Origin of the sequence: Streptomyces cadmiisoli, assembly GCF_003261055.1 — a bacterium.
GTDB lineage: Bacteria > Actinomycetota > Actinomycetes > Streptomycetales > Streptomycetaceae > Streptomyces > Streptomyces cadmiisoli.
The window spans coordinates 3,060,559-3,078,504 of sequence record NZ_CP030073.1 but is presented as its reverse complement, the minus strand read 5'-3'; the positions used below and the strand labels follow the sequence as shown (position 1 = coordinate 3,078,504).

The 17,946-nt window shown below is 70.2% G+C and carries 18 protein-coding genes; 15 read left to right on the top strand and 3 right to left on the bottom strand.

From position 1 onward, the window contains the following. Nucleotides 1-273: 273 nt before the first annotated feature. The 7 genes from DN051_RS12890 to DN051_RS12860 all read left to right on the top strand — a co-directional run bounded on the left by DN051_RS12890 (nt 274) and on the right by DN051_RS12860 (nt 8,351). The gene (locus tag DN051_RS12890) at nt 274-1,281 is read left to right on the top strand and encodes an ABC transporter permease (protein WP_053759982.1); all 1,008 of its coding nucleotides are present in this window, start codon (nt 274-276) and stop codon (nt 1,279-1,281) included. Between the two features lie 70 nt (nt 1,282-1,351). Further along, complete coding sequence (locus DN051_RS12885; RefSeq protein ID WP_053759983.1) at nt 1,352-3,157, top strand: ABC transporter substrate-binding protein; 1,806 nt, start codon at nt 1,352-1,354, stop codon at nt 3,155-3,157. Nucleotides 3,158-3,265: 108 nt separating this feature from the next. Further along, the gene (locus tag DN051_RS12880; protein ID WP_053759984.1) at nt 3,266-4,264 is read left to right on the top strand and encodes an ABC transporter permease; all 999 of its coding nucleotides are present in this window, start codon (nt 3,266-3,268) and stop codon (nt 4,262-4,264) included. Further along, entirely contained in the window at nt 4,261-5,355 is a 1,095-nt protein-coding gene (locus DN051_RS12875; protein ID WP_053759985.1) for an ABC transporter ATP-binding protein, read from the top strand. The genes DN051_RS12880 and DN051_RS12875 overlap by 4 nt, the downstream gene beginning before the upstream one ends. Nucleotides 5,356-5,369: 14 nt before the next feature. Beyond that, entirely contained in the window at nt 5,370-6,728 is a 1,359-nt protein-coding gene (locus DN051_RS12870) for an ABC transporter ATP-binding protein (RefSeq protein WP_162624917.1), read from the top strand. Nucleotides 6,729-6,802: 74 nt separating this feature from the next. Beyond that, on the top strand, nt 6,803-7,480 hold the full coding sequence (locus DN051_RS12865) for a trimeric intracellular cation channel family protein (RefSeq protein WP_053759987.1): 678 nt from the start codon (nt 6,803-6,805) through the stop codon (nt 7,478-7,480). 25 nt (nt 7,481-7,505) lie between these two features. Next, nucleotides 7,506-8,351 carry a thioesterase family protein gene (locus tag DN051_RS12860; RefSeq protein WP_053759988.1) on the top strand — a complete coding sequence of 282 codons (846 nt, stop codon included), beginning with the start codon at nt 7,506-7,508 and terminating at the stop codon, nt 8,349-8,351. A 45-nt stretch (nt 8,352-8,396) separates the two neighbouring features. On the opposite strand, the gene DN051_RS12855 is transcribed toward DN051_RS12860, so the two are convergent. After that, nucleotides 8,397-9,023 (bottom strand): TetR family transcriptional regulator, encoded by a 627-nt coding sequence (locus DN051_RS12855; protein WP_053759989.1) that lies wholly within the window; start codon nt 9,021-9,023, stop codon nt 8,397-8,399. Between the two features lie 143 nt (nt 9,024-9,166). On the opposite strand from DN051_RS12855, the gene DN051_RS45790 reads away from it, so the two are divergent. The 3 genes from DN051_RS45790 to DN051_RS12845 all read left to right on the top strand — a co-directional run bounded on the left by DN051_RS45790 (nt 9,167) and on the right by DN051_RS12845 (nt 11,091). Beyond that, on the top strand, nt 9,167-9,334 hold the full coding sequence (locus DN051_RS45790; protein ID WP_199314923.1) for a hypothetical protein: 168 nt from the start codon (nt 9,167-9,169) through the stop codon (nt 9,332-9,334). Nucleotides 9,335-9,582: 248 nt separating this feature from the next. Then, nucleotides 9,583-9,849: a DUF4190 domain-containing protein gene (locus DN051_RS12850; RefSeq protein WP_053759990.1), complete on the top strand. Its 267-nt coding sequence runs from the start codon at nt 9,583-9,585 to the stop codon at nt 9,847-9,849. Nucleotides 9,850-9,927: 78 nt separating this feature from the next. After that, nucleotides 9,928-11,091 (top strand): cysteine desulfurase family protein, encoded by a 1,164-nt coding sequence (locus DN051_RS12845; protein WP_112438732.1) that lies wholly within the window; start codon nt 9,928-9,930, stop codon nt 11,089-11,091. Nucleotides 11,092-11,098: 7 nt separating this feature from the next. Here the strand turns inward: DN051_RS12845 and DN051_RS12840 are convergent, their stop codons facing one another. After that, a complete protein-coding gene (locus DN051_RS12840) occupies nt 11,099-11,761 on the bottom strand; it encodes an N-acetylmuramoyl-L-alanine amidase (protein ID WP_053759992.1) in 663 nt (220 codons plus the stop codon). Between the two features lie 60 nt (nt 11,762-11,821). Between DN051_RS12840 and mnmA the strand changes: the two genes are divergently transcribed. Then, nucleotides 11,822-12,952: a tRNA 2-thiouridine(34) synthase MnmA gene (gene mnmA / locus DN051_RS12835; RefSeq protein ID WP_053759993.1), complete on the top strand. Its 1,131-nt coding sequence runs from the start codon at nt 11,822-11,824 to the stop codon at nt 12,950-12,952. A gap of 85 nt (nt 12,953-13,037) precedes the next feature. Here the strand turns inward: mnmA and DN051_RS12830 are convergent, their stop codons facing one another. Beyond that, entirely contained in the window at nt 13,038-13,361 is a 324-nt protein-coding gene (locus DN051_RS12830) for a DUF427 domain-containing protein (RefSeq protein WP_053759994.1), read from the bottom strand. Nucleotides 13,362-13,411: 50 nt separating this feature from the next. Between DN051_RS12830 and DN051_RS12825 the strand changes: the two genes are divergently transcribed. The 4 genes from DN051_RS12825 to ligA all read left to right on the top strand — a co-directional run bounded on the left by DN051_RS12825 (nt 13,412) and on the right by ligA (nt 17,933). After that, complete coding sequence (locus DN051_RS12825; protein WP_053759995.1) at nt 13,412-13,951, top strand: LOG family protein; 540 nt, start codon at nt 13,412-13,414, stop codon at nt 13,949-13,951. A gap of 26 nt (nt 13,952-13,977) precedes the next feature. Next, a complete protein-coding gene (locus DN051_RS12820) occupies nt 13,978-14,667 on the top strand; it encodes an SDR family oxidoreductase (RefSeq protein ID WP_079001067.1) in 690 nt (229 codons plus the stop codon). 98 nt (nt 14,668-14,765) lie between these two features. Further along, complete coding sequence (locus tag DN051_RS12815; RefSeq protein WP_425471781.1) at nt 14,766-15,722, top strand: methionine synthase; 957 nt, start codon at nt 14,766-14,768, stop codon at nt 15,720-15,722. Nucleotides 15,723-15,737: 15 nt separating this feature from the next. Then, nucleotides 15,738-17,933 (top strand): NAD-dependent DNA ligase LigA, encoded by a 2,196-nt coding sequence (gene ligA / locus DN051_RS12810; RefSeq protein ID WP_053759998.1) that lies wholly within the window; start codon nt 15,738-15,740, stop codon nt 17,931-17,933. Nucleotides 17,934-17,946: the final 13 nt, after the last annotated feature.

The following is a 17,946-nucleotide window of genomic DNA, read 5'->3' as shown; positions in this document are numbered from 1 at the left end:
GCCCATGTCCCATTTGGATGACTAAGTACCTGTCCGACCCCCGTTATCCACCGTCCGGATAACGGAAACCCCAGGACAGCATCACGGTTACGCATCCATTCACCGCCAAGTCTGGCAACAGATCGCCAAAGCGTTGAAGACTCCCGCTCCGGGGGGTGTTCGTCCGGATGTTCGTCCGGATGGGCGCCCCTGTGTGTACGAAGGACTGATCATGATGCCGCCACAGCGGCAAGCGCGGGCCGGTCACCGCCGGTTGAGAGGGGTCCCTGCCAGATGACGGCACCATTGCACGAGCCGACCGCGGAAGCGGCCCCGAGTGCTGCCGCGGAAGCGGCGCAGGCCAGCGGCGACGCGAAGGCCGTACAGGGCCGGTCCCTGGGCCGGATCGCCTGGGAACGCCTCAAGCGCGACAAGCTGGCCCTGGCGGGCGGCGTCGTGGTGCTCTTCCTCATCCTGGTCGCCGTTCTGGCGCCGGTGATCACGGGCCTGGTCGGGCAGGACCCCGAGGCCCACCACGAGAACCTGATCGACCCGCTGTTCGGTACCCCCATCGGCTCCCTCGGCGGCATCAGCGGCGAGCACCTGCTCGGTGTCGAGCCCGTCAGCGGCCGCGACATCTTCGCCCGCATCGTCTACGGCGCGCAGATCTCCCTGCTGGTCGGCTTCCTGTCCGCCGTCGTGGCCGTCGTCCTCGGCACGATCCTGGGCATCCTCGCCGGCTTCTTCGGCGGCTGGGTCGACTCCACCATCAGCCGTGTCATGGACGGCCTCCTGGCCTTCCCGCAGCTGCTGTTCATCATCGCGCTGGTCTCCGTCATGCCGAACGAGATGCTGGGGTTGTCCGGCACCGGCGTGCGCCTGTTCGTGATGATCCTCGTCATCGGCTTCTTCGGCTGGCCCTACATCGGACGCGTCGTGCGCGGTCAGACGCTGTCCCTGCGCGAGCGCGAGTACGTCGAGGCGGCCCGTTCGCTCGGCGCCGGGCAGTTCTACATCCTGTTCAAGGAGCTGCTGCCCAACCTGGTCGCCCCCATCGTCGTGTACACGACGATGATGATCCCCACCAACATCCTCACCGAGGCGGCGCTGAGCTTCCTGGGTGTGGGCGTGAAGCCGCCCACGGCCTCGTGGGGGCAGATGCTCTCGAACGCGATCGATTACTACGAATCGGACCCCATGTACATGGTGATCCCGGGCGTGGCGATCTTCATCACCGTTCTTGCCTTCAACCTCTTCGGCGACGGCGTGCGTGACGCGCTGGACCCGAAGGCCTCCCGCTGAACTGCCGTACCCCAAAGCGACCCGTGGCACTGACACGGGGTCTCTCATCTAATCCGGAGGATCCGAGATCGTGACTACCCAACGCACCTCAGGGCGGCGCAAGCAGGCCATGGCCGCTGCCGCAGTGGTCGCTGCGCTGCTGACCACGGCGGCGTGCGGCGGCGGCGACGGCGGCAACGGCGGCGGCGACGGCGGCTCGAAGAACGGCGCGGCCGGGTTCGACGCGGCCAACAACAAGGTCGCCCAGGCCGACCTCGCCAAGAAGGGCGGCACGCTGAAGTTCGCGGGTGCCCAGGACGCCGACTCGTGGGACACCACGCGTGGCTACTACGGCTTCATGTGGAACTTCTCGCGCTACTACGCCCGTCAGCTCGTCACGAACAAGGCCGAGCCGGGTGCCGCGGGCGCCGAGCTGGCCCCGGACCTCGCGGCCGGTCTCGCCGAGGTCTCCGACGACGGCAAGACCTACACGTACACCCTGCGCGACGACGTGACCTGGGAGGACGGCAAGCCGATCACCTCCAAGGACATCAAGTACGGCATCGAGCGCGTCTGGGCGCAGGACGTCCTCGCCGGCGGTCCGGTCTACCTGAAGGACGTCCTGGACCCCGAGGGCAAGTACCAGGGCCCGTACAAGGACAAGTCCAAGGACAAGCTCGGTCTGAAGGCCATCGAGACGCCTGACGACAAGACCATCGTCTTCAAGCTGCCGAAGGCCAACTCGGACTTCGAGGAGATGCTGGCCCTGGTCTCGGCCTCGCCGGTCCGCCAGGACAAGGACACCAAGTCCAAGTACGGCCTGCACCCGTTCTCCTCCGGCCCGTACAAGTTCGACTCGTACGAGCCCGGCAAGTCCCTGAAGCTGGTCCGCAACGAGAACTGGAAGCAGTCCTCCGACCCCGTCCGCAAGGCCTACCCGGACGCGATCACGGTCAACTTCTTCTCCAACGCCAATGACATGGACCAGCGCCTGATCAACGGCGACTACGACCTGGACATCAACCAGACCGGCATGTCGCCGCAGGGCCGCACCACCGCCCTGAAGCAGCACAAGGGCAACCTGGACAACCCGGTCTCCGGCTACGTCCGTTACGCCGTCTTCCCGCAGAGCGTGAAGCCGTTCGACAACGAGAACTGCCGCAAGGCCGTCATCTACGGTGCCGACCACGTCTCCCTGCAGACCGCGCGCGGTGGCCCGATCGCCGGTGGCGACATCGGCACCAACATGCTGCCGCCGTCGGTCCCGGGTGCCGAGGGCCAGAAGTACGACCCGTACGAGCTCGCCGGTGCCAACAAGGCCGGCAACGCCGCCAAGGCCAAGGAAGCGCTGAAGGCCTGCGGCAAGCCCAACGGCTTCAAGACCACCATCGCGGTCCGCAACAACAAGCCGGTCGAGGTGGCCACCGCCGAGTCCCTCCAGGCGTCGCTGAAGAAGGTCGGCATCGAGGCCGAGATCGACCAGTACGACGGCTCGCAGACCAGCGGCATCATCGGCAGCCCTTCCAACGTGAAGAAGAAGGGCTACGGCATCATCATCATGGGCTGGGGTCCGGACTTCCCGACCGTCCAGGGCTTCGGTCTCCCGCTGTGGGACAGCAGCTACATCCTTGAGAGCGGCAACAACAACTACGCCCTGATCAAGGACAAGGCGATCGACGGTCTGTTCGACGACTACGTCAACACCCTCGACGACGCCGAGAAGACCCAGATCTCCACGGAGATCAACCACAAGGTCATGGAGGGCGGCTACTACCTGCCCTTCGTGTTCGAGAAGTTCATCAACTGGCGCGGCAGCCGGCTGGCGAACGTCTACACGTCCGACGGTTACAGCGGCATGTACGACTTCGTCAACCTCGGCCTGAAGTCCGCGAAGTAACCGGCACACCCGCCGAACGGCACGAAAGGCAGGTGAAGGCCGGCGCAGTGTGATCGCGGGCCACCGGACAACCTCCGGTGGCCCGCGGTCCGCGGCGGGCCGAGCGCTGTGCTCACTTATCTCATCAGGCGGCTGTTTGCCGCCGCAGTGATGCTCGTGGTCATCATGGTGGTGGTCTTCAGCATCTTCTTCCTCGTCCCCAAGTGGGTGGGCGTGGACATCGCCACGAGCTTCGTGGGCAAGCAGGCCGACCCTGCGGCGGTCGAGGCCGTCCGGACGAAGCTCGGGCTCGGCGAGCCGGTCTACGTCCAGGTGTGGGAGTTCTTCAAGGGCATCTTCGCGGGCCGCACGTACGCGGCCGGCGGTGACGTCACGCACTGCACCGCGCCGTGCTTCGGCTACTCCTTCCGCAGCGAGCAGGCCATCTGGCCGGTGCTGACCGACCGTTTCCCGGTGACCCTGGGTCTCGCGCTCGGCGCCGCGCTGCTGTGGTTGGTCTTCGGTGTCGCCGCCGGTGTGCTCTCCGCGCTCAAGCGGGGCACCCTGTGGGACCGCGGCGCCATGGTCGTCGCCCTCGGCGGCGTCTCCCTGCCGATCTACTTCACCGGTCTGCTGAGCCTGGCGATCTTCTCGTACGGGCTCGGCTGGATCGACGGGCAGTACGTGCCGCTGGAGGAGAGCTTCTCCGGCTGGCTCGGCGGCATGATCCTCCCGTGGGTCACCCTGGCGTTCCTGTACGCGGCGATGTACGCCCGTATCACCCGCGCCACCATGCTGGAGATCCTCGGTGAGGACTACATCCGCACCGCCCGCGCGAAGGGCCTGCGCGAGCAGGTCGTCATCGGAAAGCACGCCATGCGCTCGACGATGACACCGATCCTGACCATGCTCGGCATGGACCTCGGCGCCCTCATCGGCGGCGCGATCCTGACCGAGACGACGTTCAGCCTGCCCGGCCTCGGCCAGGCGGTGCTCAACGGCATCCAGACCCAGGACCTGCCCATCATCCTGGGTGTCACCCTGATCACCTCTCTCGCGGTGCTCCTGGCCAACCTCGTGGTGGACGTCCTGTACGCCGTGATCGACCCCCGAGTGAGGCTCTCATGACCGAACTCAGCAAGACCGGAGCCGCCGTGGGTGAACCCACCGTCGGCGCCGCCCCGACCGCCTTCCTGGAAGTGCGCGACCTGAAGGTGCACTTCCCGACCGACGACGGCCTGGTCAAGTCCGTCGACGGGCTCAGCTTCCAGCTGGAGAAGGGCAAGACCCTCGGCATCGTCGGCGAGTCCGGCTCCGGCAAGTCGGTGACCTCGCTCGGCATCATGGGCCTGCACACCGCCGGCCAGTACGGCAAGCGCAAGGCGCAGATCTCCGGCGAGATCTGGCTGAACGGCACGGAGCTGCTGTCCGCGCCCGCCGACCAGGTCCGCAAGCTGCGCGGCCGCGAGATGGCGATGATCTTCCAGGATCCGCTGTCCGCGCTGCACCCGTACTACACGATCGGCCAGCAGATCGTGGAGGCGTACCGCATCCACCACAACGTGGACAAGAAGACGGCCAGGCGTCGTGCCGTGGAGATGCTCGACCGCGTCGGCATCCCGCAGCCCGACAAGCGGGTCGACAACTATCCGCACGAGTTCTCCGGCGGTATGCGCCAGCGCGCGATGATCGCGATGTCGCTGGTGAACAACCCGGAGCTGCTGATCGCGGACGAGCCGACGACCGCGCTGGACGTGACCGTCCAGGCGCAGATCCTCGACCTGATCCGGGACCTGCAGAAGGAGTTCGGCTCCGCGGTCATCGTCATCACCCACGACCTGGGCGTCGTCGCCGAACTGGCCGACGACCTGCTGGTGATGTACGGCGGCCGCTGTGTGGAGCGCGGTCCCGCCGAGAAGGTGTTCTACGAGCCCCGCCACCCCTACACCTGGGGTCTGCTCGGCTCGATGCCTCGCCTGGACCGCGAGCAGCAGGAGCGCCTCATCCCGGTCAAGGGCTCCCCGCCCTCCCTGATCAACGTCCCGTCCGGCTGCGCCTTCAACCCGCGCTGTCCGTACGCCGACGTGCCGAAGGACAACGTCACCCGCACGGTCCGGCCCGAGCTGTCCGAGGTCGGCAGCCGGCACTGGGCTGCCTGCCACATGTCGCAGGAGCAGCGGGAGCGTATCTGGACCGAAGAGATTGCGCCGAAGCTGTGAGCGAGAAAAATGCAGTGAGTATCCCCGCGCAGAGCGACGGAGCCACGCTGACCGCGGACGCCGCCCCCGGTGAGATCCTGCTGAAGGTGACGGGCCTTCAGAAGCACTTCCCGATCCGCAAGGGCCTGCTGAAGCGTCAGGTCGGCGCCGTCCGCGCGGTGGACGGCATCGACTTCGAGGTGCGCGCCGGTGAGACCCTCGGCGTCGTCGGCGAGTCCGGCTGCGGCAAGTCGACGATGGGCCGGCTGATCACCCGCCTGCTCGAACCGACCGCCGGTCAGGTGGAGTTCGAGGGCAAGGACATCACGCACCTCGGTGTCGGCGGGATGCGTCCGCTGCGCCGCGACGTGCAGATGATCTTCCAGGACCCGTACTCGTCGCTGAACCCGCGCCACACCATCGGCACGATCGTCGGCGCCCCCTTCAAGCTCCAGGGCGTCCAGCCCGAGGGCGGCATCAAGAAGGAGGTGCAGCGGCTGCTGTCGGTGGTCGGGCTCAACCCCGAGCACTACAACCGCTACCCGCACGAGTTCTCCGGCGGTCAGCGTCAGCGCATCGGCATCGCCCGCGCGCTGGCCCTGAACCCGAAGCTGGTCGTGGCCGACGAGCCGGTCTCCGCGCTGGACGTCTCCATCCAGGCGCAGGTGGTGAACCTGCTGGACGACCTCCAGCAGGAGCTCGGCCTGACGTACGTGATCATCGCGCACGACCTGTCGGTCGTCCGGCACGTCTCGGACCGGATCGCGGTGATGTACCTGGGCAAGATCGTGGAGCTGGCCGACCGCGATCTGCTCTACCGATCCCCGATGCACCCGTACACCAAGGCGCTGCTGTCGGCCGTTCCGGTCCCGGACCCGGCGCGCCGTGGCGTCAAGAGCGAGCGCATCCTGCTCAAGGGCGACGTGCCGTCGCCGATCTCCCCGCCGAGCGGCTGCCGGTTCCACACCCGGTGCTGGAAGGCGACGGAGACCTGCCGGACCACGGAGCCGCCGCTGCTGGAGCTGCGCCCCGGTCAGCGGGTCGCCTGCCACCACCCGGAGAACTTCGAGGACCAGGCGCCGCAGGACACCGTTCTGCTGACCGCCGCCAAGGAAGCGGCCGAGCTGGTCGCGGACGAGGTCCTCGCGGAGTCGGCCGAGACGAGCGCGGCCGTGGCGAAGGCGGTGGCCGAGGACACGTCGGAGTCCGCCGAGGCTCCGGCACCGGCGGAGGCGTCGGACGAGGCCGAGGCTTCCGAGGAGACTGAGTCCTCGGAGTCCTCGGAGTCCTCGGAGTCCTCGGAGTCCGAGGCGGCGTCGGAGGAGGCCGAGCCCGCGAAGGCGGCCGGTTCCGACGACGACGGCGACGAGAGCCCGAAGGCGTCGCAGAAGTAGCTAAATCAGATGTGTGATGGGGCGTGCACCTTGCTTCGGCAGGTGCACGCCCCTCGGCACGTCAGAATGTATGGGTGCTCCAGCAACTGTTCAGCCCATCCGTCCAGCACACGCTCGACCTGATCGGCATCTTCGTCTTCGCCATCTCCGGCGCTCTGCTGGCCGTCCGCAAGAACTTCGACGTCTTCGGCATCGCCGTCCTCGCCGAGGTCACCGCGCTGGGCGGCGGCCTCTTCCGCGACCTGGTCATCGGGGCCGTACCGCCGGCCGCGTTCACGGATCTGGGGTACTTCCTCACCCCGCTGCTGGCCGCGCTGCTCGTCTTCTTCCTCCATCCGCAGGTCGAGCGCATCCAGGCCGGCGTCAACGTCTTCGACGCGGCGGGACTCGGCCTCTTCTGCGTCTCCGGCACGATCAAGGCCTACGAGTACGGCCTGGGTCTGACCGCCTCGGCGGCCCTCGGCCTGGCCACCGCCGTCGGCGGGGGTGTGCTGCGCGACGTCCTCGCCAACGAGGTGCCCTCACTGCTGCGCTGGGACCGCGACCTGTACGCCGTCCCCGCGATCGTCGGGGCCTCGATGGTCGCGGTCTGCATCAGCCGTGACGCGCTGACGCCGCTGACCAGCGGGATCGCGGTCGTGGCGGCCTTCGTCCTGCGCCTGCTCGCGATGCGCTGTCACTGGCGGGCGCCGAGGGCCTGGAACCGCAGGTCGACGGTGCGGGAGGAGGATCCCTCCAAAGCTACCGCTTAGTAATCTTTTGTTGTAGCGTACGGGCATGGCTCAGGCATCCCAGGCGACCATCGGCAACAGCGAGTTCGACCGAGACACCGCGGTCGTCCGGCGCGCGGAGGGCGTGTACGACATCGACCTCTCGGCCGGCTGGACCATCATCAGCGCCGTCAACGGGGGTTACCTCCTCGCGGTCCTGGGCCGGGCGCTCGCCGACGCCCTCCCGCACGCCGACCCCTTCACGATCTCGGCGCACTACCTGACCGCCTCCCGGCCGGGCCCCGCGGTCGTCCGCACGGACGTGGTGCGCACCGGCCGGAGTCTGTCCACCGGACAGGCCTCCCTCCTCCAGCGCGACGAGCACGGCCAGGAGGTCGAGCGGATCCGGGTCATCGCCTCCTACGGCGACCTCGACACCCTCCCCGATGACGTCCGGACCACCGCGAAGCCGCCGGCCATTCCGCCGATCGAGCAGTGCTTCGGCCCGGAGGACGGACCCGCCCCCGTGCCCGGCAGCTCGGCCATCACCGACCGTCTGATGCTGAAGCTGGACCCGTCGACCCTGGGCTGGGCCCTCGGCGCGCCCTCCGGCAAGGGCGAGATGCGCGCCTGGTTCGGTCTGAAGGACGGCCGCGACGCCGACCCGCTGTCCCTGCTGCTCGCCGTCGACGCGCTGCCGCCGACCGCCTTCGAGCTCGGGATCTCCGGCTGGGTGCCCACCGTCGAGCTGACCGTGCACGTGCGGTGCCGTCCGGCGCCGGGCCCGCTGCGGGTGTCCGTGGCCACCCGCAACCTCGCCGGCGGATTCCTGGAGGAGGACGCCGAGGTGTGGGACAGCGCGGACCGGCTGGTCGCCCAGTCCCGCCAGCTGGCCCGCGTCCGGCTCGGCTGACGGTTCCGCCGTCCCGGGCGGGCACGCCCGCGCCCGCCGGCGGCGTCAGTCCAGCCAGTGCGCCCGGCCGATGCTGATCAGACGCAGTCGGCGAACGGCGAGACCGGTGACGTGCCGCCGCTCCTCCTCGGGGCCCTGGAGGGCCTCCAGGAACAGCGAGGCGGTGACCAGCATCTGGTCGACGTACAGCTCCGCGAGCATCCGCAGGTCGTCGTCGCTCCAGCCCTCGGCCTGCGGGTCGGTGGCCAGCGCGGTCCCCACCTCCTCGGCGAACCGGGCCAGTTCGTCGTGGATCGCCTCCCGTACGGGCCGTACCCCGCCGTGCCGCTCACGGGCGATGAAGCGGACGTGTGAGGGATACGCGTCGACGTGGTCCGCGATCAACTCCACCGCGCGCGCGATGCGTTCCTCGCTGTCGCCGGTGGTGGACACGATCGACCGGATCATGGGGTGGAGACTGCCGAGCGCCTGGTCGACCAGCGCCACGCCGAGATCCTCGGTGGAGCGGAAGTGCCGGTAGAAGGCGGTCGGGGCGACCCCCACGGCACGGGTGACCTCGCGCAGGCCCAGACTGCTCAGACTCTGGCCCTCCAGCAGCTCCAGCGCCGCGTCCAGAAGCGCCTGCCGGGTCTTCTGCTTCTGTGCCTGCCGAAGGCCGAGCGTGTGACTCATACCATGCAGTTAACAACTGTTCTCTCGAATTGGAAAGTCGTGGGGGGCTAGACTGGGTAGTCAGTGAACAACTGTAACGACAAACGTTCACCGAGCCTTCGCGCGGAAACGCCCGAAGGCACCCGGAGGGGGATTTCGAACCCGTGCTGTTCCTCGTCGCCGCACTGCTGCTGCTCGGCCTGGTCATGGGCACCGTCGCCCACGCACCACTCTCCTTCACCGTCGTCGCCGCAGTCGTGATCGCCGGCTGGCTCGGCGTCTTCGCGCTCCGCGAGCGCCACGGCCGCCGCCGCGCCGCGCGGACGAACTGACCACCGTCCGAGACGCCCCGGCCGCCGACCGGGACGAATCGACCGCCGTGCGGCACGAACCGATCGCCGATCGCCGAGCGCCAGCCGCGACCAACCGTCCCTCGACGGACGCGAATCGACCCCCGTCGGGGTGCCAGCCGGCCGCCGTCCGGGCGCCCATCAACCGCCGCCCCGGCACCGACCCACCGCGGTCGGCCACGGACCGACCGTCGTCCTTCCCACCGATACACCCGTCGGGAGCAGACACCATGCACCTCACCGCACCGGCCGCGCGCCGCACCGGAATCCAGGACACCGACGGCATGGCCGTCGCGTCCTTCGTCCTCGGCCTCCTGGGCCTGCTCGTCCTGAACGTGTTCCTCGGCCCCACCGCCATCGCCCTCGCGGCCGTGGCGCTGCGACGCGGCACCGACCGCCGGGGCCGGGCCTGGCTCGGCCTCGCGCTGGGCGTGGCCGACCTCGTCGTACTGGCGGCGTTCATGCACGCGGACGGCACCGTCTCCTGGAGCGTGTGACCGCGCGGGCGAGACGGCAGGATCCCGCCACGGGCACCGCAGGACCGGTCGCCCCGGGGCCGTAGAATCGGCCTCACCATGGCTTACCTCGACCACGCCGCGACCACCCCGATGCTCCCGGAGGCGGCAGAGGCGCTCACCGCCCACCTCGGCGTCACGGGCAACGCCTCCTCCCTCCACGCGTCCGGCCGCGCCGCACGGCGAACCGTCGAGGAGGCCCGCGAGACCCTCGCCGAAGCCCTCGGCGCCCGCCCCAGCGAGGTCGTCTTCACCGCCGGCGGAACGGAGGCCGACAACCTCGCCGTCAAGGGCCTGTACTGGTCCCGCCACGCCGCCGATCCCGCCCGCACCCGGGTGCTGGCCAGCCCCGTCGAGCACCACGCCGTCCTCGACGCCGTCCACTGGCTCGGGGAGCACGAGGGCGCCACCGTGGAGTACCTCCCGGTCGACTCCTACGGCCGCGTCCACCCCGAGACGCTGCGCGAGGCCATCGCCCGCAACCCCGACGACGTCGCCCTGGCCACCGTCATGTGGGCCAACAACGAGATCGGCACGGTCCTGCCGGTGGCCGAACTCGCCGCGACCGCGGCGGAGTTCGGCATCCCGCTGCACGCCGACGCGGTCCAGGCCTTCGGTCAACTGCCGGTCGACTTCGCCCGGTCCGGGCTGGCCGCGATGACCGTCTCCGGCCACAAGATCGGCGGTCCGTACGGCATCGGCGCGCTCGTTCTGGGCCGTGAGCACACCCCCGTACCCGTTCTGCACGGCGGCGGCCAGGAACGCCATGTGCGGTCCGGCACCCTCGACGTGCCCGCCATCGCCTCCTTCGCGGTCGCCGGCCGGCACGCCGCCGAGCACCGCGAACAGTTCGCCCGGGAGATCGGCGCCCTGCGCGACGACCTGATCGAGGTGGTCCGCACGGCGGTGCCCGACGCGATCCTGGGCGGCGACCCGGTGGACCGCCTCCCGGCCAACGCCCACTTCACCTTCCCCGGCTGCGAGGGCGACTCGCTGCTGCTGCTCCTCGACGCCCAGGGCATCGAGTGCTCCACCGGGTCCGCCTGCACCGCGGGCGTCGCCCAGCCGAGCCACGTCCTGCTCGCCACCGGCACCGACCCCGACCTCGCCCGCGGCACGCTCCGCTTCTCGCTCGGCCACACCTCCACCGCGGCCGACGTCGAGGCGGTCGCCAAGGCCATCGGCCCGGCGGTGGAACGCGCCCGTGCGGCGGGGCTGATGTGACGCGTGGTCAGGCCGGAGTCGTGCCGGCCCGCCGCACCAGCTTCAGGTAGCGGTCCCAGTCCCAGTGCTCGCCGGGATCCGTGTGGTCGGTCCCCGGCACTTCCGAGTGCGCGATGATGTGCTCCCGGTCGACCGGTATGCCGTACCGTCGGCAGATCCCCGCCGTCAGACGGGCCGAGGCGGCGTACATCGCGTCGGTGAGGTCCTGGGGGCGGTCGACGAAGCCCGCGTGCTCGATGCCGACACTGCGTTCGTTGTAGTCCCGGTTGCCCGCGTGGTAGGCGACGTCCAACTCGCGGATCATCTGCGTGACGTGACCGTCCTTGCGGACGATGTAGTGCGACGCGGCGCCGTGGCCCGGGTCCTGGAAGACCCGCACCGCGCTGTTGAAGCTGCCCTGGGTGACATGGATGACCACCATGTCGATCGAGTAGTCCGCCGGGCGGTCCGCCCGGCGCCAGTTCGCCGAGGAGGCCGCAACCCAGCGCGCGTCCCGGAAGTCGACGGCTCCCGCCACCCGCGGCTTGTCCACGCCCGGCACCTGCCACCACAGCCGCGACAGCTCGTCGCGCGCCAGCACGGCCCCCGTGCCCAGCACGGCGGCGGTCCCGCCGAGGATCAGCGCGCGCCGCCCTATCCGCCCGCCGGAGCCGTCCTTGTTCTGTCTCATGTCAGCCAGAACGGATACTCGCGGGCCCCGGTTCCCGCGCCCCCGTACCCTGGAAGGGTTATGACTGACACCCCGCAGCGCTCCCGCCCCCTCCGCGTCCTCGCCGCCATGTCCGGCGGTGTCGACTCCGCCGTCGCCGCCGCCCGCGCGGCCGAGGCGGGGCACGACGTGACCGGCGTCCACCTCGCCCTGTCCGCCAACCCGCAGTCCTTCCGCACGGGCGCGCGCGGCTGTTGCACGATCGAGGACTCACGCGACGCCCGCCGCGCCGCGGACGTCATCGGCATCCCGTTCTACGTCTGGGACCTCGCCGACCGCTTCCGCGAGGACGTGGTCGAGGACTTCGTAGCCGAGTACGAGGCGGGCCGCACCCCCAATCCGTGCCTGCGCTGCAACGAGAAGATCAAGTTCGCGGCGCTGCTGGACAAGGCGCTCGCCCTCGGCTTCGACGCGGTCTGCACCGGGCACTACGCGCAGGTGATCGTCCGCGAGGACGGCTCGCGCGAGCTGCACCGCGCCTCCGACATGGCCAAGGACCAGTCGTACGTCCTCGGAGTCCTCGACGAGAAGCAGCTCGCGCACGCGATGTTCCCGCTCGGCGACACGGTCACCACCAAGGAAGAGATCCGCGCGGAGGCCGAGCGCCGCGGCCTGGCCGTGGCCAAGAAGCCCGACTCGCACGACATCTGCTTCATCGCCGACGGCGACACCCAGGGCTTCCTCGCCCGGCGCCTGGGCCGGGCCGAGGGCGACATCGTCGACGAGTCGGGCAACCGCGTCGGCACGCACGAGGGCGCGTACGGCTTCACCATCGGCCAGCGCAAGGGCCTGCGCATCGGCACCCCCGCCCCCGACGGCAAGCCGCGCTACGTCCTGGACATCTCCCCCGTCGACAACACCGTGACCGTCGGCCCCGCGTCCGCGCTGGACGTCGGCGGCCTCACCGCGATCAAGCCCCGCTGGTGCGGCTCGGCACCCGTCGGCCCCGGCACGTACACCGCCCAGCTGCGCGCACACGGCGGCGAGACCGAGGTGACCGCCGAGCTGGTCGACGGCACCCTGGAGGTCGACTTCACCGAGCCGGTCCGCGGCGTGGCCCCCGGCCAGGCGATCGTCCTGTACGACGGCACGCGCGTGGTCGGCTCGGCGACGATCGCGTCGACGGCGCGGGCCGCGGCGGTCTCGGCCTGAGGCCGTCCGGCCCCGTCGTCACATCACCTCAGCCCCACCTCGACTCACGTCGAGGTGGGGGAGACGGCGTGCGTCGGAGAGGCCGTCACACCTCTTCGACGTCGTAGAAGCACAGGTGGTCCTTGATCTCGGCCACGTCCGGCTTCGGTTCCGGGTAGGCCCAGACGAGGTCCGGTGCGCCGGGCAGCGACCAGTAGGACGCGGTGCCCTTGAAGGGACAGTGGGTGTGGGTCTCGGAGGGCGTGAGCAGATCGAGCCGGACGTCCTCCGACGGGAGGTAGTAGCGCACGGGGCTCCCCGTCTCCCGAAGGACGAGGGGCCGGTCGCTCTCGGCCAGCACCTGCCCGTCATGGACGACGCGCACGCGCCGGGTGCCGTGTTCGATGGTGATCGTGTGTCCTCGGGTCATACAGGGAAAGCGCTCACGGGCCGCCGGTTCTTCCCGCGTACGGTGACTCCATGAACATCTGCGTCTTCCTCTCCGCCGCCGACCTCGACGACCGTTACACCCGTCCGGCCCGCGACTTCGCGGAACTGCTGGGCAAGGGCGGGCACACCCTGGTGTGGGGCGGCTCCGACGTCGGGCTGATGAAGGTCGTCGCCGACGGCGTCCAGGAGGCGGGCGGCCGGCTGGTGGGCGTCTCCGTGGAGTTCCTGGCGGCCACCGCCCGCACCGGTGTCGACGAGATGGTGGTCGCGCGTGATCTCGCCGAGCGCAAGAGGCTGCTGCTGGAGAAGGCCGACGCGGTGGTGATCATGGTGGGCGGCACCGGCACGCTCGACGAGGCGACCGAGATCCTGGAACTGAAGAAGCACGGCCACACGGACAAGCCGGTGGTGCTGCTGAACACCGCGGGCTTCTACGACGGCCTGAAGCAGCAGTTCCACCGCATGGAGGACGAAGGCTTCCTGCCGCTCCCGCTGACCGACCTGGTGTTCTTCGCCGAGGAGCCGGTCGGGGCGCTGGCCTTCCTGGAGGAGAGCCGGGGCGTCGCCTGACGCACGGGTGGTGCGAGCATGGCGGCATGCCTACACATGTGATCACCGGGGCGGGTTCCGGCATCGGAGCGGCCGTCGCCCGCCGTCTGCACGCACGCGGGGACGAGGTCGTGCTGCACGCGCGTGACGCCGGCCGCGCCAAGGAACTGGCCGCCGAGTTCCCCGGGGCGCGGACCCTCGTCGGCGATCTGTCCGAGCCCGACCGGCTGAGCTGGGCGCTCTCCCACCAGAGCCCGCCGGACCGGGTCGACTCCCTGCTCCACATCGCCGGCGTGGTCGACCTGGGCCCGGTCGGCGACCTCACCCCGAAGACCTGGCGCCACCAGCTCAACGTCAACCTGCTCGCCCCCGCCGAACTGACCCGGCTGTTCCTGCCGCAACTGCGCGCGGCCCGCGGACACGTGCTGTTCGTGAACTCCGGCGCTGGCCTGAGCGCCCACGCCGGCTGGTCCGCGTACGCCGCCTCCAAGCACGGTCTGAAGGCCCTCGCGGACTCCCTGCGCGAGGAGGAGCACGCGGACGGCGTCCGCGTCACCTCCGTCTACCCCGGCCGCACCGCCGGCCCCATGCAGGCCAAGGTGCACCAGCAGGAGGGCAAGGAGTACGACCCCGCGCGCTGGATCGACCCCGAGTCCGTCGCCACCACCGTCCTGATGTGCCTGGACCTGCCCGAGGACGCGGAGATCAACGATGTGACGGTGCGGCCGGGGCGGTGACCCCCGACCGGTGAAACGACCCCCTCGGGGTTACGTACTCTCTCGGAGTGAGCGAAAACAGCCAGACCAGTTTCGGTGCCGCGACCGGCGTCGGGTCCATGCCCGGCGGCGACGCCCGCGAGGCCGCCAGGACCGTCACCGGAACCTTCGAGGACTTCCCGTACCTCGCCGAACTGCCGGCCCGCGGGCCCGGCGCGGACATGATCGGCCGCACCGCGGGGATGCTCGTGGAGCTGTACGCGCGGGTGGAGCCCAGCGGCTGGCGGATCGGGGACCGCCCGGGACGGGACACCAAGCGGGCCCGGTCGTGGCTCGGCGAGGACCTCGACGCGCTGGAGGAGTTCACCCAGGGGTACGAGGGCCCGCTGAAGGTGCAGGCGGTCGGTCCGTGGACGCTCGCCGCCGCGCTGGAGCTGCGGAACGGCGAGGCCGCCCTCTCCGACGCCGGCGCCTGCCGCGACCTCGCCGGTTCGCTCGCCGAGGGGCTGCGCCTGCACCTCGCCGAGGTCGCCCGCCGCATCCCCGGCGCGCGGCTCGTCCTCCAGCTGGACGAGCCCTCCCTGACCGCCGTGCTGCGCGGCCGGGTCAGGAGCGCCAGCGGCTACCGCACGCACCGCGCGGTCGACCGGCAGATCGTCGAGGCCACCCTGAGGGACGTCGTCGGTGTGCACGGGGACGGCCCCGTGGTGGTCCACTCGTGCGCGCCGGACGTCCCGTTCGCCCTGCTGCGCCGGGCCGGCGCGGGGGCCGTGTCCTTCGACGCCTCCCTCCTCACGGAGCGTGACGACGATGCCATCGGTGAGGCCGTGGAGAGCGGCACCCGACTGTTCGCCGGTGTCGTCCCCGGCACGGACGGTCCATTGTCGGACCCTGCCGGTAGCGTCATGGGTGTCAGGACGCTCTGGCGCAGGCTGGGGCTGTCTCCGGAGCTTCTTCCGGAGGCCGTCACGGTCACGCCCGCGTGCGGACTCGCGGGCGCGTCCCCGGACTACGCGCGCGAGGCGCTCGCCCACTGCGTCCGGGCGGCGAGGTCCCTCGCGGACAACCCTGAGTAACGGGAGGACAACACGGTGGCCGGCGACAAGCAAGCGGATTCCACAGCGGTACCCGCCGAGGCCCGGGAGCGGCACGCGCGGCTCGCCGAGCAGGTCGAGGAGCACCGCTTCCGGTACTACGTGAAGGACGCCCCCGTCGTCAGCGACGCGGAGTTCGACCAGCTCCTGCGCGGCCTGGAGGAGTTGGAGGAGGCGTACCCGGAGCTGCGCACCCCGGACTCGCCGACCCAGAAGGTCGCGGGTTCGTACCAGACGGAGTTCACGGCGGTCGAGCACCGCGAGCGGATGCTCTCCCTGGACAACACCTTCAACGACGACGACCTGGCCGCCTGGGCGGACCGCGTCGCCCGGGAACTGGGCGCCCAGGAGTACCACTTCCTGTGCGAGCTGAAGGTCGACGGCCTGGCCGTCAACCTGACCTACGAGCGCGGTCGCCTCGTCCGCGCGGCGACCCGCGGCGACGGCCGGACCGGCGAGGACATCACGCCCAACGTCCGCACGATCGCGGAGATCCCGGACCGTCTGCACGGCGACCGCGTCCCGGACGTGGTGGAGATCCGCGGCGAGGTCTACTTCCCGATGGAGAAGTTCGAGGAGCTCAACGCCCGCCTGGTGGCCGCCGGCGACAAGCCCTTCGCCAACCCGCGCAACGCGGCGGCCGGTTCCCTGCGCCAGAAGGACCCGCGCGTCACCGCCACCCGCCCGCTGCACATGGTCGTCCACGGCATCGGCGCCCTGGAGGGCTTCCAGGGACTGAACCGGCTCTCCCAGGCCTACGACCTGCTGAAGCAGTGGGGCCTGCCCACCTCCCCGCACAACCGGGTCGTCGACGACCTCGACGGCGTACGGGAGTTCATTGCGTACTACGGCGAGAACCGCCACTCCGTGGAGCACGAGATCGACGGCGTGGTGGTCAAGCTGGACGAGATCCCCCTCCAGGGCCGCCTCGGCTCCACCTCGCGCGCCCCGCGCTGGGCCATCGCGTACAAGTACGCGCCGGAGGAGGTCAACACCAAGCTCGTCAACATCCGCGTCGGTGTCGGACGCACCGGCCGGGTCACCCCGTACGCGCAGGTGGAGCCGGTGACGGTGGCCGGTTCGGAGGTCGAGTTCGCCACCCTGCACAACCAGGACGTGGTCAAGGCCAAGGGCGTGCTCATCGGCGACACGGTGGTGCTGCGCAAGGCCGGTGACGTCATCCCGGAGATCCTCGGCCCGGTCGTCGACCTCCGCGACGGCAGCGAGCGCGAGTTCGTGATGCCCTCGGAGTGCCCCGAGTGCGGGACACCGCTCAGGCCGATGAAGGAGGGCGACGTCGACCTGCGCTGCCCGAACGCCCGAGCCTGCCCCGCCCAGTTGAGGGAGCGGCTGTTCTATCTCGCGGGCCGCAAGGCGCTGGACATCGAGCACTTCGGCTACGTGGCCGCCGCCGCGCTCACCGCGCCGCTGGTGCCCGCGGAGCCGCCGCTGCGGGACGAGGGCGGCCTGTTCGACCTCACCGCCGAGCAGTTGCTGCCCATCAGGGCGTACGTCCGCGACCAGGACAGCGGTCTGCCCAAGCGCGATCCGAAGACCGGCGAGGAGAAGATCGCCACCGTCTTCGCCAACCAGCAGGGGGAACCGAAGAAGAACGCCCTGGCCATGCTGGAGAACATCGCCGCCGCCAAGGAGCGCCCGCTCGCCCGGTTCATCACCGGCCTGTCGATCCGTCATGTCGGCCCGGTCGCGGCCGAGGCGCTGGCGCGTGAGTTCCGTTCGATCGACCGGATCGAGCAGGCGACCGAGGCGGAACTGGCGGACACCGAGGGGGTCGGCCCGATCATCGCCGCCTCCCTCAAGGAGTGGTTCGCCGAGGAGTGGCACCGGGAGATCATCCGCAGGTGGCGGGCGGCCGGTGTCCGTATGGAGCAGGAGAGCACCGGCGAGGACGAGGGTCCCCGTCCGCTCGAAGGCCTCACCGTCGTCGTCACCGGAACGCTGGAGCACTTCACCCGGGACGGCGCGAAGGAGGAACTCCAGCGCCGGGGAGCGAAGGTGACCGGTTCGGTCTCGAAGAAGACCTCCTTCGTGGTCGTGGGTGACAGCCCGGGGTCGAAGTACGACAAGGCGATGCAGCTCAAGGTGCCCGTTCTGAACGAGGACGGCTTCAACGTCCTTCTGGAGCAGGGGCCTGAGGCGGCGTCGGAGGCGGCGATTCCGGCCGAAGAGTAGCGGTTGAAGAACA

Excerpts from the sequence above, each read along its gene's own strand:
- DN051_RS12890 (WP_053759982.1), top strand. The coding sequence starts at position 274 with ATGACGGCACCATTGCACGAGCCGACCGCGGAAGCGGCCCCGAGTGCT.
- DN051_RS12875 (WP_053759985.1), top strand. The coding sequence starts at position 4,261 with ATGACCGAACTCAGCAAGACCGGAGCCGCCGTGGGTGAACCCACCGTC.
- DN051_RS12860 (WP_053759988.1), top strand. The coding sequence starts at position 7,506 with ATGGCTCAGGCATCCCAGGCGACCATCGGCAACAGCGAGTTCGACCGA.
- DN051_RS12855 (WP_053759989.1), bottom strand. The coding sequence starts at position 9,023 with ATGAGTCACACGCTCGGCCTTCGGCAGGCACAGAAGCAGAAGACCCGG.
- DN051_RS12850 (WP_053759990.1), top strand. The coding sequence starts at position 9,583 with ATGCACCTCACCGCACCGGCCGCGCGCCGCACCGGAATCCAGGACACC.
- DN051_RS12845 (WP_112438732.1), top strand. The coding sequence starts at position 9,928 with ATGGCTTACCTCGACCACGCCGCGACCACCCCGATGCTCCCGGAGGCG.
- DN051_RS12840 (WP_053759992.1), bottom strand. The coding sequence starts at position 11,761 with ATGAGACAGAACAAGGACGGCTCCGGCGGGCGGATAGGGCGGCGCGCG.
- mnmA (WP_053759993.1), top strand. The coding sequence starts at position 11,822 with ATGACTGACACCCCGCAGCGCTCCCGCCCCCTCCGCGTCCTCGCCGCC.
- DN051_RS12830 (WP_053759994.1), bottom strand. The coding sequence starts at position 13,361 with ATGACCCGAGGACACACGATCACCATCGAACACGGCACCCGGCGCGTG.
- DN051_RS12825 (WP_053759995.1), top strand. The coding sequence starts at position 13,412 with ATGAACATCTGCGTCTTCCTCTCCGCCGCCGACCTCGACGACCGTTAC.
- DN051_RS12820 (WP_079001067.1), top strand. The coding sequence starts at position 13,978 with ATGCCTACACATGTGATCACCGGGGCGGGTTCCGGCATCGGAGCGGCC.
- DN051_RS12815 (WP_425471781.1), top strand. The coding sequence starts at position 14,766 with ATGCCCGGCGGCGACGCCCGCGAGGCCGCCAGGACCGTCACCGGAACC.